This is a genomic window from Catenibacillus scindens, assembly GCF_014202115.1.
Classification (GTDB): Bacteria; Bacillota; Clostridia; order Lachnospirales; family Lachnospiraceae; genus Catenibacillus; species Catenibacillus scindens.
The window spans coordinates 101,066-114,326 of record NZ_JACHFW010000011.1; the positions used below are offsets into that span (position 1 = coordinate 101,066).

Below are 13,261 nucleotides of genomic sequence, written 5' to 3' on the forward strand. Positions count from 1 at the left end.
ATGCCTCTAATTTTGCCAGCCCATACCCTTCACCTCAGCCAAATTCGCCTTTGCGCTCTCTCCGAAGGAGATCGTTCATGGCGTCCGGGGCGGATTTGCCTTCAAAGAGAACCGCATTGACCTCATCCACAATAGGCATAGTCACGCCGTATTTTTTGGCAAGCTTTTTGGCAGCGCGGGCAGAGTACACGCCTTCAACTACCATTTTCACCTCATCCATTGCCTGCTGGGCCGTATAGCCTTTGCCGATCAGTTCACCGGCATTGTGGTTGCGGCTGTGGCGGCTGGTACAGGTCACAATAAGATCACCGATACCGGACAGTCCGGCAAAGGTTTCCTGGCAGCCTCCGGCAGCCTGGCCCAATCGGGTGATCTCAGCAATCCCCCGGGTCATTAAGGCAGCCTTTGTATTGTCTCCAAGGCCCAGACCGTCCACAACGCCGGCAGCCAAAGCGATAATATTTTTCAAGGCACCGCCAAGCTCAATGCCAATCATATCCTGGCTTGCATAAACCCGAAACACATCGTTCATAAAAATATCCTGGACAAAACGGGCGGTTGCGTCAGAGCGGGCGCCGGCCACAACTGTGGTGGGCATCCGCCGCCCAACTTCCTCCGCGTGGGAGGGGCCGGACAACACAGCCACATCCGCCCACGGAATCTCCTCTTTAATAATATCCGTCATCGTATTCAGGGTGTTTTCCTCAATACCTTTGGCCACACTGACAATCACCTGTCCTTCCCGCACCCAGGGGGACGCACTTTTTGCCGTTGAGCGGATAAACACACTGGGGACAGCAAATACAAGCAGATCTCTGTCCTTGCATGCTGACGGCAGGTCATCTGTAATAAGGATGCTGTCCGCAAGCCTGACGCCAGGAAGTTTTGCTTTGTTTTCACGGTTTTCATCAAGAAGCCGGACTTCCTCCTGCAGGGCGGACCATAGAGCCACATCATGACCATTGTCGCAAAGAACACAGGCCAGAGCGCAGCCCCAGCCGCCAGCGCCGATGACACTCACTTTTCTTTTCACTGACGTCACTCCTTTACTTTCTTTTTCTTCCTGTCAAAACGGTTCTCTGTACCGTTGATCAGCCTCTTAATATTAGACCGATGGCGCCAGAATGCCATAGCACAAAACACAAGACTAACAATAAACAGGTGCCACTGTCCCGGATGAAAGATCAGAACGCAGATAGGAAAGAGAGCCATCAGTACCAGTGACCCTACAGAAACATATCTTGTAATAAAAAAGGGAATGAAAAAGCCCAGTAAACCAGGAATAATAAAACGCACATCAAAGGCCGCCATAACACCGCTAGTCACAGCGATCCCCTTTCCCCCTTTAAATTTCAGATAAAAAGGATAATTGTGACCTAAAACGACGCCAAAACCGGTGTACATCGTCAAAAGCAAATTATCCGGTGACTGAGGATAGATCACATAGCGCACCAGCAAAATAGCAAAAATAGCCTTCAGGGCATCTCCGGCGTAAGTGATATACCCGGCTTTTTTGCCGAGAACACGCATAGTATTCGTGGTTCCCACATTCCCGCTGCCGTATTTATGAATGTCGATGCCGTGGAGCCGGCCATAAAAATAGCCAGTCTGAAAGCATCCGAAAACATATCCGATAATCAGACATATGATAATCTCATGGACCATGAAAATCTACTCCTTTTCCTTCCGTTCGCGGTAAATAAATCTTAACGGGGTACCTTTAAACCCAAAGGCTTCCCGTATTTTATTTTCAATATATCGGGTGTAGGAAAAATGGGTCAGCTCTTTGCTGTTAATAAAGATTACAAAGGTTGGCGGTTTTACGGAAACCTGAGTAATATAGTAAAGTCTCAGTCTCTTGCCCTTGTCTGAAGGCGGCTGCTTCATAGCCACAGCTTCAGAGAGAATCTCATTGAGAACGCCGGTTCCCACACGCATAGCGTGATTTTCAATGACCGCGTCGATAGTCTCGTAAAGGCGGTTTAAGCGCTGTCCGGTAAGGGCAGAGATAAACAAAAGTTCCGCATAAGGCATAAAGGCCAGCTTTTCCCGGATCTCATCGGTAAATTTATAAATGGTCTTATCGTTTTTGGGGATGGCGTCCCATTTGTTGACAGCGATAATCATACCTTTGCCCCGCTCATGGGCAATGCCGGCAATCTTGCTGTCCTGCTCAGTTACGCCTTCTGTAGCGTCAATGAGCAGGACAACCACATCCGCCCGCTCCACAGCGGCAACAGTCCGGATAATGCTGTATCTTTCCAGGTCCTCTTTGATCTTGCTTTTACGGCGCAGGCCGGCAGTGTCGATAAACACATATTCCTTGCCGTGGTACTTCACTGGCGTGTCAATAGCGTCTCTGGTTGTTCCTGCAATATTGGAGACGATCACCCGGTCCTCTCCTACCAGTTTGTTGACCAGAGAAGACTTACCCACATTGGGCTTGCCTACAACAGCAATCTTGGGACGATCGTCCTCCTCTTCCTGAGTATTATCTTTACTAAAATACTTTGCCACCTCATCCAGCATATCTCCCAGTCCCAGACGGGAAGCTGCGGATACAGGAACAGGATCGCCAATGCCCAGATTATAAAACTCGTACACATCAGGCATCAGCTTTTCAAAGTTATCCACTTTGTTGACAACCAAAATTACAGGCTTGTGGGAACGGCGCAGCATATCCGCAACCTTAAAATCCGCGTCCACAAGGCCCTGACGCACATCGGTAATAAACATAATCACATCGGCGGTGTCTATAGCCATCTGGGCCTGCTGGCGCATACTGGATAAGATCAGGTCGCTGCTCTCCGGCTCAATTCCTCCCGTATCAATTAATGTAAACTGCATATCCAGCCAGGTCACATCGGCGTAAATACGATCCCGGGTCACTCCCGGCGTATCTTTGACAATACTGATCTGCTGGCCCGCGAGGGCGTTAAATAAAGTGGATTTCCCAACATTGGGACGTCCAACAATAGCTACAATCGGTCTGCTCATTCTATCTCCTTTTCTACTCACCTAATACTTTTATAATCAAATCATCTCCATTAGATTTTATAATATCTACTGGAACTTGTAAAGCCTTTTCAATGTCCCCGGTGGTCATGTCATCCAGAAGGACATTCTCTCCGCTGCGCAGCATATTGCACGGCAAAAGCAGGACTTCGCCCAGATCTTTCCCGGAAAGCTGGGCCACAATATCCTGTCCCGTGATCAGGCCGGTCACAGTAATGGATTCTCCAAAAAAATGGTTGACCACACAGTGGACGTCCACCCGGACGTTTGGATATTTTTCCTGAAGTTCATCTAAAAGCTGCCGGATATATCCGCTGGCCAGGACGCCGCTGACAACTGAGACATGGCGGCTGCGGCCGTCGCCTTTGTGCCGGCTTAACTCTGCCTCAAACTCCTCCATGAGCAGGCGCATCATGCCAATCCCATTTTCCAGCTGTCCGTAGCCGTCGTATTCCTCCTCTGGAGGAATGGGCCGCCCGGCCATAATATACCACTCATCCCCGGCATAGACAAAACGGTTGTCGTATTCCTCCAAAAGGCGCTGCTGCCACCCCTGGATCTGATCCAGGACTGCTTTCGCGTCCTCGCTGTTAAAAGGTTCCACCGGGTAAAGTCCCTCCCGGTATTTTGTAAAGCCCATAGGCACCACAGAAACCCCTTCAAGATAGGGCATAAAGCGGGAAAGATCTTCAATAGTCCGGTCCAGATGTTCCTTATCATTAATATTTTTGCACAAAACAATCTGTGCATTCATTTCAATCCGCCCGTCATATAATTTTTGAAGCTGATCCAGAAGTTTTCCCGCAAACCGGTTGTGGAGCATCATACACCGCAGATCCGGTTCTGTTGTGTGGACAGAAATATTAATCGGCTCCAGGCGGTACTTAATGATCCGGTCCAAGTCTTTGTCCTTCATGTTAGTCAATGTAATATAGTTGCCCTGGAGAAAGGACAGGCGGGAATCGTCGTCTTTAAAATACATGGTCTCGCGCATTCCCGGAGGAAGCTGGTCGATAAAGCAGAAGATACATTTATTGGCACAGGAGCGGTAATTGTCCATAAGGGAAGACTCAAAAGTCAGCCCGAGATCTTCGTCGTAATCTTTTTCAATCTCAAGCTCCCACTCTTCGCCGTTTTCTTTAATGACGCTGAGGACAATGTTTTCGTCATTGATCAGATACTGATAATCAAAAATATCTTCCATGACCTGGCCGTTGACCATATACACCGCGTCCCCGGGCTCAAGGTCCATTTCCTGGCCAATACTTCCCGGCGCTACTGATGAAATAATGTGCAGATATTTTTTACTCAACCTAAAGCTCCCTCCTCTCTGATCATCATAAAACCTGCCAGGCTTCCCCTAGCTGTCCCAAGGCTTCTGTGGGACCACAAAATGTCCGGATGGCAATGGGTGCAGAGGCCGCTGACATGGATCTGTTCTCTGGGAATCCCAGCCTCACTCAGCACCCTCTCATTGGCCTTCCAAAGATCCAGTAAATATTTCCCCCCACCTTTTGGCCGGCAGAAAACTTCCCATGGCCGGGCGCCGAAAGCGTCTTTAAAGGCCATGGCCACATCTTCGCTGACTTCATAGCAATCCCCACAGATACTTGGCCCGATCACCCCGACAAGATTCTGGGGATCACAGCCATAGTGTTCCCTCATAGCTGCCACTGTAGCGGCTCCCATGCGGGCCACCGTTCCCCGCCATCCGGAATGACTGGCGCCGATAACCTTTTTATTTTTGTCCACCAAAAAGAGAGGAACACAATCAGCAAAAAAAGTGACCAGAGAAACATCCGGCTCATTCGTAATCAACCCGTCAATATCCTGATAGTCCGTATCTTTGATAATACCTTTTCCCCAATCCTTTCTTCCCACGGGCAAAACATTGACTGTGTGGGTCTGACGGGCAAAAACCATTTTTTTCCAGTCCATATCTACAGCACGTCCAAAACGGCGAAAATTTTCCCGGACTGCTCCAGGATCATCTCCCCGGGTAAAGGACAGGTTCATAGATTTATAAATCCCCTCACTGACGCCGCCCTCCCGTGTGGAAAAGCCGTGGGCCAGCCACGGGATATCCTCAAAACATTTAAACCGTATCACAGGCACATCCTGGGCCCCGTAAACCACATGGGCCTGAGATGATTCTAAAATTTTATCCAGCGGTTCCATCATGACCTCCTTATTCTATATAGAAAGCATTTTCATAAATTTTCACAGTGCCGCCCCATATGGCTACTACATCAAAGCGGACCGGGGTATCTGGGGGAAGTTTTTTCTCCATCATATACCACCGGGCGGACTGAATGATCCGGCGCCGCTTTTTCAGATCCACAGACTGTTCCGGCGCGCCCTTCTTCTGGCCGCGCCGATATTTTACCTCAATAAATACAAGATAATTTTCGCATCTGGCAATAAGATCAATCTCCCCTAAAGGGCAACGGTAATTGGTGCAAAGGATCTCATAACCTTTTTGGGAAAGGATGGCGGCCGCCGCCGTCTCATAATAACTGCCCCGGGCCCGGAGACTGGAAGTTTTTCCTGCCTCCGTCCCCTGATCCGGAGCATTTATCGTAAATTTCCGATAAAGTTCCTTCGGTGGATAGGTGATGGGCCATTGTTTCGGATATAGTCCATATGCTCCTTTGTCCCATAGCCTTTATTCTGGGCAAAACCATAACCGGGATAGAGCTGATCATATTCTACCATCATCCGATCTCTGGTCACTTTAGCAATGATACTGGCTGCGGCAATGGATAGGCTTTTAGCATCCCCTTTGATAATGGGTACCTGGGGGATCGTCACCAGAGGGATAGTCACCGCGTCGTTTAAAAGGAGCCGGGGCTCTACAGACAGTTTTTGGATGGCCTGGCGCATAGCCTCGTAGGTGGCCTGAAGGATATTTATCTGGTCAATGCGCTCATTATCCACAATCCCCACCCCAACGCTCACAGCTTTTTCCATAATCTCATCGTACAAAGCTTCCCGGCGCATCGGCGTCAGTTTTTTTGAATCATTTAAATATAAAATCCGACAGTCCTTTGGAAGGATCACCGCGGCGGCAGCCACAGGCCCGGCCAGAGGTCCCCGCCCGGCCTCGTCAATCCCGGCAATATAAGGAACCTGACTGTATTTTTTCTCGTAAATCGCCATCGCCTCAAGGCGGGCGTACTCCTGTTCCAGCTTCTTTTCCTGATTTTTTGCTTTTTTGATCAGAGCCTGAACGCCGCTGCGGGGATCTTCCTCATAGAGCTGACAGAGATCTTTAAGGCTGGCGCCGCTGGCAAGCTGAAATTCCTTTTTAATTTCCTGAATACTTTTGGGCATAACTTTCCTCCTATAAAAAAAGAAGACCAAAACCGGGACAGCAGCGGCCACCCAGGCTTTGGTCTTTAGAAAATGAAATCCTGCTCCACGAAGACATTTACCGGCGTAAAAATCACTGGTGTTGTAAGAAACCAATCTTGTCCAACGGCCAGATTCTCAGCCACGCCCGCCCGGAAATCTGACTGCGCTTTATATTTCCCACAGCAGGATATCTGCTGTCCTCACTATTATTCCGGTTGTCTCCAAGGACAAAGTACTCATCATCGCCAAGAACAATTGGTTCGCCGGCAAGGCCCGCGTTTTCCATAACCGCGTTGCCATAATGCTCATCCAGAAGTTCCCCGTCAATATAAACATATCCATCAATGATCTGGACTGTCTCACCTGGAAGGCCGATGATCCTCTTAATATAATGTTTTCCCGGATCTTCCGGATAAGGGAACACAATAATATCATACCGCTGTGGGTCTGTAAAATAGTAGGACACTTTTTCAACAATAAGATTATCTCCATCCTGAAGTGTCGGAGTCATACTTGTCCCGATCACTTCCGTACGGACACCTACAAATCTTACAATCAGAAAAGTGATCACTAAAATAACAGCGATATATCCCACAAAGCTTAAAATTTCCCGGCCTACAGATTTTTTCTTTACTTCTTTTTTCCCCTTCGGGGACTTTCCCGTCTCCTGTGACTGTTCAGAAACTCTGTCATCTAAGGACCCGTCATTCTTTTTTTCAAAATCTTCCATTGATCATCAAATCCTGTCTCACAACTCATGGAGTCTTATTTATTTAATAGGAAACGTCATAATAATTTTTATTATGACGTTTCCAGCGCCGATTTTTGCTGCGCAAAGCGCAGATCTTTCCTTGCAAAAATCGTGCGCATCCCTCCGGAGGGTTTTTAGTAAACGAAAAATATATTTGTCGTTTACTATAACAGTTCAGCCATCAGGGATGGCGGGCTGAACTGTTATTTTCGGGCAGTGAGCCAAGCGGACGCGTCTGCGCGTCCGTTTGGCAAACGCCGCGAGGGTCAAAGCTTCAGACCTGCCTTTTACACCGGAAGGTCTAAGGTGATCGCGCCAAGGCGAGCGCTTCTGAAGTCATCTAAGAGCAGCTTTGACGCCTTTGCCGTATCTGGAGCGCCGCCTTTTTGCAGGCATCCCCTTGCCAGGGCGATCTGCTCAATAATCTCTATTTTATCACGTTTTTCATCAATATTGTAGCGTTTTTCCAAAATTCCCGGATAATTATCCACTAAAAATCCGGTCAAATTCCACGCCAGCTCTGTAATATCCAAAAGATCATCTTTGATAGAACCGATGATGGCAAGTTTCATCCCCACGGTCTGATCCTCGAATTTAGGCCACAAAATCCCCGGTGTATCCAAAAGTTCCACATTTTTATTCAGACGAATCCACTGCTTTCCTTTTGTGACTCCCGGTTTGTTGCCGGTTTTGGTACAGGCTTTGCCCGCGTATGTATTAATAAATGTGGATTTGCCAACATTGGGAATACCGACAACCATAGCTCTCACAGGACGGTTAATGATTCCCCGTCTCCGGTCTCTCTCGATTTTTTCCCGGCAGGCTTCCTGGATGATCCCGGTCACTGATTTCACACTTTTTCCCGTGCGGGCGTCCAAGGAATGGACATAAAAGCCCCTGTCCTTAAAATATTGTTCCCACGCCTGTGTTTTGGCCCTGTCCGCCAGATCCGCCTTATTTAAAAGAATGAGGCGGGATTTGCCTTTGGCAAGCTGGTCAATATCCGGATTTTTACTGCTCAAGGGAACTCTCGCGTCAACCAGTTCCACAACAATATCAATCAGCTTAATATCTTCCTGCATCATCCGTATAGCCTTGGTCATATGGCCCGGATACCACTGTATATTCATGTCTAACCTGCCTTTCCTACAATCTGGTCTGTGCTGATATTTCCCACTGCGGCGTTTCGGCTATCTTCGCAGTGATTATAATTATCGCCGATGACAAAATATTCGTCAGATCCGAGAGTGATTTCCTCGGAAGCTCGCCCGGCGTTTTCTATATATTCTGTATTAAATTTATATTCCAAAGGCTCATCGTCAATATAGATCACACCATCCGCGATGCGCACAGTCTCTCCGGGAAGTCCCACTACTCTCCGTACATAGTAGCGGTTCATGTTGTTCTGACCCATATTAAAAACGATAATATCCATGCGCCTTGGCCTGCTGACTTTGTAAATCAGGCGGTTGACTCTCACCGCCGCGTTGGTCTCTATGGCCGGCGTCATCGCGTCACCGTCAACGATAACTTTTGTTCCAAACATCCGTGCCGCGCCAAATCCAAGAAACGCGGCTATAAGAAAGCCAAGGATGATCCCTGTCACCGTAAGGATCTTGTGGGGAATCCCCATGGCTCTGATCTTTCTCTGTAATTTTCTCCGCTTTCGCGCAAATGTCTGTGCCATATGTCAATCTCCTGTATAAAGTCCGGACGCCAATCTGTTTTCCAGGTAAGCATATGAGACAAGCGACAAAAGGTCATGTGGGCTGCGCTTGCGCAGGCAAGCATGACTTTATGGCGCGCAAAACACCGAAAAGCAGCCATTTTTCGCAGAAAAATGAGCGGACCGGAACTTTCATGGTAAAAAAATGGGACAACTACATAACGTACCTGTCCCAGATTTTTAAAGCCTGATTATTTTACTAATTCTTTAACCTTAGCAGCTTTACCAATTCTATCTCTTAAATAGAACAGTTTCGCGCGTCTTACTTTACCCCGTCTTACAACTTCGATCTTCTCTACAACCGGAGAGTGGAGAGGCCATGTCTTCTCAACGCCAACGCCGTTGGAGAACTTTCTTACAGTGAAGGTCTCGCGGCTGGAGCCGTTCTGTCTTTTAAGAACTGTGCCTTCAAATACCTGTGTTCTCTCTCTGTTTCCTTCCTTTACTTTTGCGTATACTTTTACAGTATCACCTACGTTAAATTCCGGAACATTTGCCTTTAACTGAGCATCTTCAATGCTTTTGATAATATCGTTCATCTTGTGTGAACCTCCTTACAATATTAGATGTTCTTAATGCTTAACTTCTCTCGAATACGCAGCAGAGGACCATCCTATTTCTCACAACGATTTACTTTACCATAGATTGGGACAAATTGCAAGAGATTTTTTTGTATTCTTCAAAGGGCATGGGCCAGGGAACATCTTCATAGCTGACCCATCCTTTCCACGCTCTCGGATCGGTGTAAATATTCCCCAGGGAAGCCCACACATTCCATGTAAATTTCAGAAGTTTCCATGTACCATTTTCCTTGCGGAAAACATGCTGATACTTACACAGGTTCATCATCGCCGGGAAGGGAAATGTATAATCTCCGGTCATCTGACTGGTATCTGTGCAGCACTGATCCAGCCATTGGGCATAAGCCAGCGTTCCATCCTCGGATATTTCAATGAGAGGCGCCATCGCGCTGTGAATGATTGGCGTTTTATAACGGTTGTTTTTATAATTGCTGTCCATACGGAGACAATCTTTAAGTACCTGGTCATAGCCTGTTTTTATTCTCTGATCATCTTCTCCAAGCCAGAAAAAAAGTTCATCCTTAGCCTGGGACATATATTTTGGCACAAACTCCTGAAGCCGTCCCACCTTTAACCGGTCTGTCCATTCTGGCATCAGACTTTCAATAGCAAATATATCCTCTGCCGATGGCGAACCGGGTAATCTGGGAACAGGTGGACGCCAGTGCTGCCGGGGACTGGCTTCCCTGACCTTTCTTGGTTCAAACACTTCCCTGGCCAAAAATTCTTCATCCCGGATCAACCACTCGTTATTTTTCTTTATGAAAGATACCTTCATAAGTCCGATCTGTCGTACCGCGACAAAACCACTGCCTTCCATATCTCTGGAAATATCAAAGCCCATAACAAGCCACTGTCCTTTGGCCTGATCACTTTCGTAAACCTGGATCACCGGAGCCACCGGAATGGGGACAAATGTAAGGGCATCTCCTTCCCTGGATTCCCAGGTATGTGCCTTTCTGGAAACCAACTGCTCGATTTGTACAAATTCTTCCCCATTTATCTCTTTTAAATCATCCCACATTAAACATTGCCTCTCAACAATGTTCTTTTCCAGACGGCATTTCCACGGCAGCCAATTCACAGCCATATATCCATCCATACGGAGGATCTTTACCTGATGATCTTCCACGATAAAATCGCAGTCAAACCGATAAAAGGAAGGTACCGCTTCCAGATCTTTGTTATTCATATGACAACTGTATTTGAATGTAAATGCCTCCCACATTCCCTTCCCCCTGTTTTTGTATGTCCGGTATGCTTTTGAATTTAATATAAAGATTTCTGCAGGCATCTCCCCCATCTGATACCGTTCTTCCATTTCACAAAAAACTTTGCTGACCGATGAAAAACCTTTCACATAAAGCTGCTTTTCCGGTAAATTCAGACAGACATCTTTGTCTTGTGAAAACAACATGGCACATTTACTGTATTTTCCAAGATAAATATATTGTACAAAACACCCCATAACATTTTGCATACATGCGATCATATCTGTATTCATATTCATGCTCCCCCGAAAAGGGGGCTGTCGCACTAAGTAATTAGTGCGATGGCCCCTTTTCTTCCTAATAAACCAAATGCCGGGCTAAACAAAGCCCGGCAAAAGGTGTAAAATATAGTTATGGAAAAATCAAATATTTTACAAAAAGATTATACTCTGAATCAAAACGGTTATCAATTAAAACTTCCATTAAATATTGATTGCATCATACCGAAAGACGATTCTGTGCGGCTGCTGAGTCAGTTTGTGGAGGAGATGGATTTGTCTGACTTATATTCGACGTATCAGAGGATACCCGAAAATCCGTCACCGCGCACCATCCTTAAGGTTGTGTTGTATGCTTATATGAACGGGGATTTTTCTTCCCGCGATATGGAGGAGGACTGCCGCAGGGATATTAACTTTATGTTTCTGCTGGAAGGCGCGCCTGTGCCTGACCATGCAACTTTTGCCCGTTTCCATACCCTGCATTTCGCATTGTGTTCGAAAAGGATCCTGGCCGCTGTTACAAAGTTCCTTTACAGTATTGGGGAAATTTCAGGAGAAGATATTTTTATTGACGGAACAAAGATCGAGGCTTATGCGAATAAATACACCTTTGTCTGGAAAAAGGCGACAACAAAAAACCTGGAAAAACTTCTAAAGAAGCTTGCAGCCTTTGTAGAATCCTGCGAGGAAATGTATAGACTGAAGATTGTTTATCAGAATAAAATCACCGTAAAGCACCTGAAAAAGCTCCGGAAAAAGCTGTACAGGCTGAAAGCGGACGAGGGGATCGAGTTTGTACATGGGACAGGGAAAAGGAAATGCCCATTGCAGAAAAGTATTGAAACACTGGAGCAATATCTGGAGAAGCTCAAAGAGTATACCCAGAAACTTTATGTTTGCGGAGAGAGGAACAGTTATTCAAAGACAGACCATGATGCGACTTTTATGAGGATGAAAGAAGACGCAATGGGGAACGGTCAGCTCAAAGCCGGATATAATATCCAGCACGGTGTAGACTCTGAATATATCACCTGGCTTACCGTAGGACCGCAGCCTACGGATACTACAACACTGATCCCATTTTTTAAGGATCTGGAAGAATACGTAGATGATTTTAAATACCAGAGAGTTACGGCGGATGCAGGATATGAAAGTGAAGAGAATTACGCTTATCTGGAGAAAGAAAAGAAAGAGGCATTTATCAAGCCGACGAATTATGAGATCGGGAAAAAGCGTTCTTATCAAAACGACATCGGCAGGGCAGAAAATATGAAATATGATTCGCAGTCGGACACCTACACCTGCCACAACGGGAAAAGACTGAAAGTCAGTAAGATAAAGAAAGAAAAAACAAAGACAGGATATGAGAGAGAAACGACCATTTACAGTTGTGAAGACTGCAGCGGATGTCCCTACAAAAAAGAATGTATCAAAGGGAACCATTGTAAAGTTCCATTCGAAGACAGAACGAAAAATTTGTATGTTTCCCGGAAGTTCAATCAGTACCGTGAGGAAGACCTGGAGAGGATTACCAGTGAAAAGGGGATTGTGCTGCGGGTGAACCGTAGTATCCAGTCCGAAGGAAGCTTTGGTGATCTGAAAGAGGATACAGGCTTCCGAAGATTCCGATACCGTGGAAAAGCGAATGTAGAAGCGCAAAGTATTCTGCTGGCGATTGCACATAATGTCAGGAAGCTACATCAAAAAATCCAAAACGGAAAAACCGGGACACATCTGTTTGCGTTAAAGAAGAGCGCATAAATTTAGAAGGTTCAAAACGCCAAACAGACAGGGAAGGGGAGGCCTGCGCTTTTTCAAGCAGAAAGTCAAAAATAGGCGGATCATCTGGATATTTCTCTGAAATAAGCAGCAAAAGAAAGAGGGGTATGTCACATGAGGAATTTACTTCCTCATGCGACATGCCCCTCTATAATATAATGGCAGCTCTTAAGTGGCTCTCTACGCATTCCCGAGCTGTTTTCAACGATAGTCCTTGCGGATTAATTCTCATTTTGTTTTTTGGCACGGAAAAGGATCATCAAAAGGGCTCCCCCAGACACCAGCAGGAGTGCCCACCATACCAACGGCTGTCTGTCATCTCCTGTCTGGGGAGACGAACCGCCGGACTGAGACGTGTCACCGGGTTGAGACGTGTCGCCGGGCTGGGACGTGTCGCCGGGCTGGGACGTGTCGCCGGGCTGGGATGTGTCCCCGGGCTGGGATGTGTCCCCGTCAGAGGGCTGGCCGGAGCCATCCTCGTCCGGGTCAACCGGCTCTACAGGCGTATTGATCCCGTCTGTCTCTGCCAGCACATAATAGCTGTTGTGATTGGTGGTAAATGT

At 46.9% G+C, this 13,261-nt stretch carries 14 protein-coding genes; 1 reads left to right on the forward strand and 13 read right to left on the reverse strand.

What is annotated here, in order from left to right:
• Positions 1–34: 34 nt before the first annotated feature.
• From HNP82_RS12960 to HNP82_RS13015, 12 genes are all read right to left on the reverse strand, one after another.
• Positions 35–1,042, reverse strand: a complete 1,008-nt coding sequence (locus tag HNP82_RS12960; RefSeq protein ID WP_408609660.1) for an NAD(P)H-dependent glycerol-3-phosphate dehydrogenase — start codon at positions 1,040–1,042, stop codon at positions 35–37.
• Positions 1,039–1,665: a glycerol-3-phosphate 1-O-acyltransferase PlsY gene (plsY, locus tag HNP82_RS12965; RefSeq protein WP_183775391.1), complete on the reverse strand. Its 627-nt coding sequence runs from the start codon at positions 1,663–1,665 to the stop codon at positions 1,039–1,041. The genes HNP82_RS12960 and plsY overlap by 4 nt, the downstream gene beginning before the upstream one ends.
• Positions 1,666–1,671: 6 nt before the next feature.
• Positions 1,672–2,997: a ribosome biogenesis GTPase Der gene (gene der / locus HNP82_RS12970; RefSeq protein ID WP_183775392.1), complete on the reverse strand. Its 1,326-nt coding sequence runs from the start codon at positions 2,995–2,997 to the stop codon at positions 1,672–1,674.
• Positions 2,998–3,010: 13 nt separating this feature from the next.
• Positions 3,011–4,327 carry a DUF512 domain-containing protein gene (locus tag HNP82_RS12975; RefSeq protein WP_183775393.1) on the reverse strand — a complete coding sequence of 439 codons (1,317 nt, stop codon included), beginning with the start codon at positions 4,325–4,327 and terminating at the stop codon, positions 3,011–3,013.
• The gene (pgeF, locus tag HNP82_RS12980) at positions 4,324–5,196 is read right to left on the reverse strand and encodes a peptidoglycan editing factor PgeF (RefSeq protein ID WP_183775394.1); all 873 of its coding nucleotides are present in this window, start codon (positions 5,194–5,196) and stop codon (positions 4,324–4,326) included. Before pgeF ends, HNP82_RS12975 begins: the two co-directional genes overlap by 4 nt.
• Positions 5,197–5,203: 7 nt before the next feature.
• Complete coding sequence (locus HNP82_RS12985) at positions 5,204–5,632, reverse strand: YraN family protein (RefSeq protein WP_330599603.1); 429 nt, start codon at positions 5,630–5,632, stop codon at positions 5,204–5,206.
• A complete protein-coding gene (locus tag HNP82_RS12990) occupies positions 5,590–6,348 on the reverse strand; it encodes a ribonuclease HII (protein ID WP_183775395.1) in 759 nt (252 codons plus the stop codon). The genes HNP82_RS12985 and HNP82_RS12990 overlap by 43 nt, the downstream gene beginning before the upstream one ends.
• Positions 6,349–6,460: 112 nt before the next feature.
• On the reverse strand, positions 6,461–7,099 hold the full coding sequence (lepB, locus tag HNP82_RS12995; RefSeq protein WP_183775397.1) for a signal peptidase I: 639 nt from the start codon (positions 7,097–7,099) through the stop codon (positions 6,461–6,463).
• 308 nt (positions 7,100–7,407) lie between these two features.
• Positions 7,408–8,250 carry a ribosome biogenesis GTPase YlqF gene (gene ylqF, locus HNP82_RS13000; protein WP_183775399.1) on the reverse strand — a complete coding sequence of 281 codons (843 nt, stop codon included), beginning with the start codon at positions 8,248–8,250 and terminating at the stop codon, positions 7,408–7,410.
• A gap of 2 nt (positions 8,251–8,252) precedes the next feature.
• Positions 8,253–8,807: a signal peptidase I gene (gene lepB / locus HNP82_RS13005; RefSeq protein WP_183775401.1), complete on the reverse strand. Its 555-nt coding sequence runs from the start codon at positions 8,805–8,807 to the stop codon at positions 8,253–8,255.
• A gap of 230 nt (positions 8,808–9,037) precedes the next feature.
• Positions 9,038–9,385, reverse strand: a complete 348-nt coding sequence (gene rplS / locus HNP82_RS13010; protein WP_183775404.1) for a 50S ribosomal protein L19 — start codon at positions 9,383–9,385, stop codon at positions 9,038–9,040.
• Positions 9,386–9,476: 91 nt separating this feature from the next.
• On the reverse strand, positions 9,477–10,931 hold the full coding sequence (locus HNP82_RS13015) for a hypothetical protein (protein WP_183775406.1): 1,455 nt from the start codon (positions 10,929–10,931) through the stop codon (positions 9,477–9,479).
• A gap of 120 nt (positions 10,932–11,051) precedes the next feature.
• Between HNP82_RS13015 and HNP82_RS13020 the strand changes: the two genes are divergently transcribed.
• Positions 11,052–12,680 carry an IS1182 family transposase gene (locus tag HNP82_RS13020; protein ID WP_183775408.1) on the forward strand — a complete coding sequence of 543 codons (1,629 nt, stop codon included), beginning with the start codon at positions 11,052–11,054 and terminating at the stop codon, positions 12,678–12,680.
• 239 nt (positions 12,681–12,919) lie between these two features.
• On the opposite strand, the gene HNP82_RS13025 is transcribed toward HNP82_RS13020, so the two are convergent.
• A partial coding sequence (locus HNP82_RS13025) for a hypothetical protein (RefSeq protein ID WP_207720623.1) occupies positions 12,920–13,261 on the reverse strand: 342 nt, incomplete at its 5' end.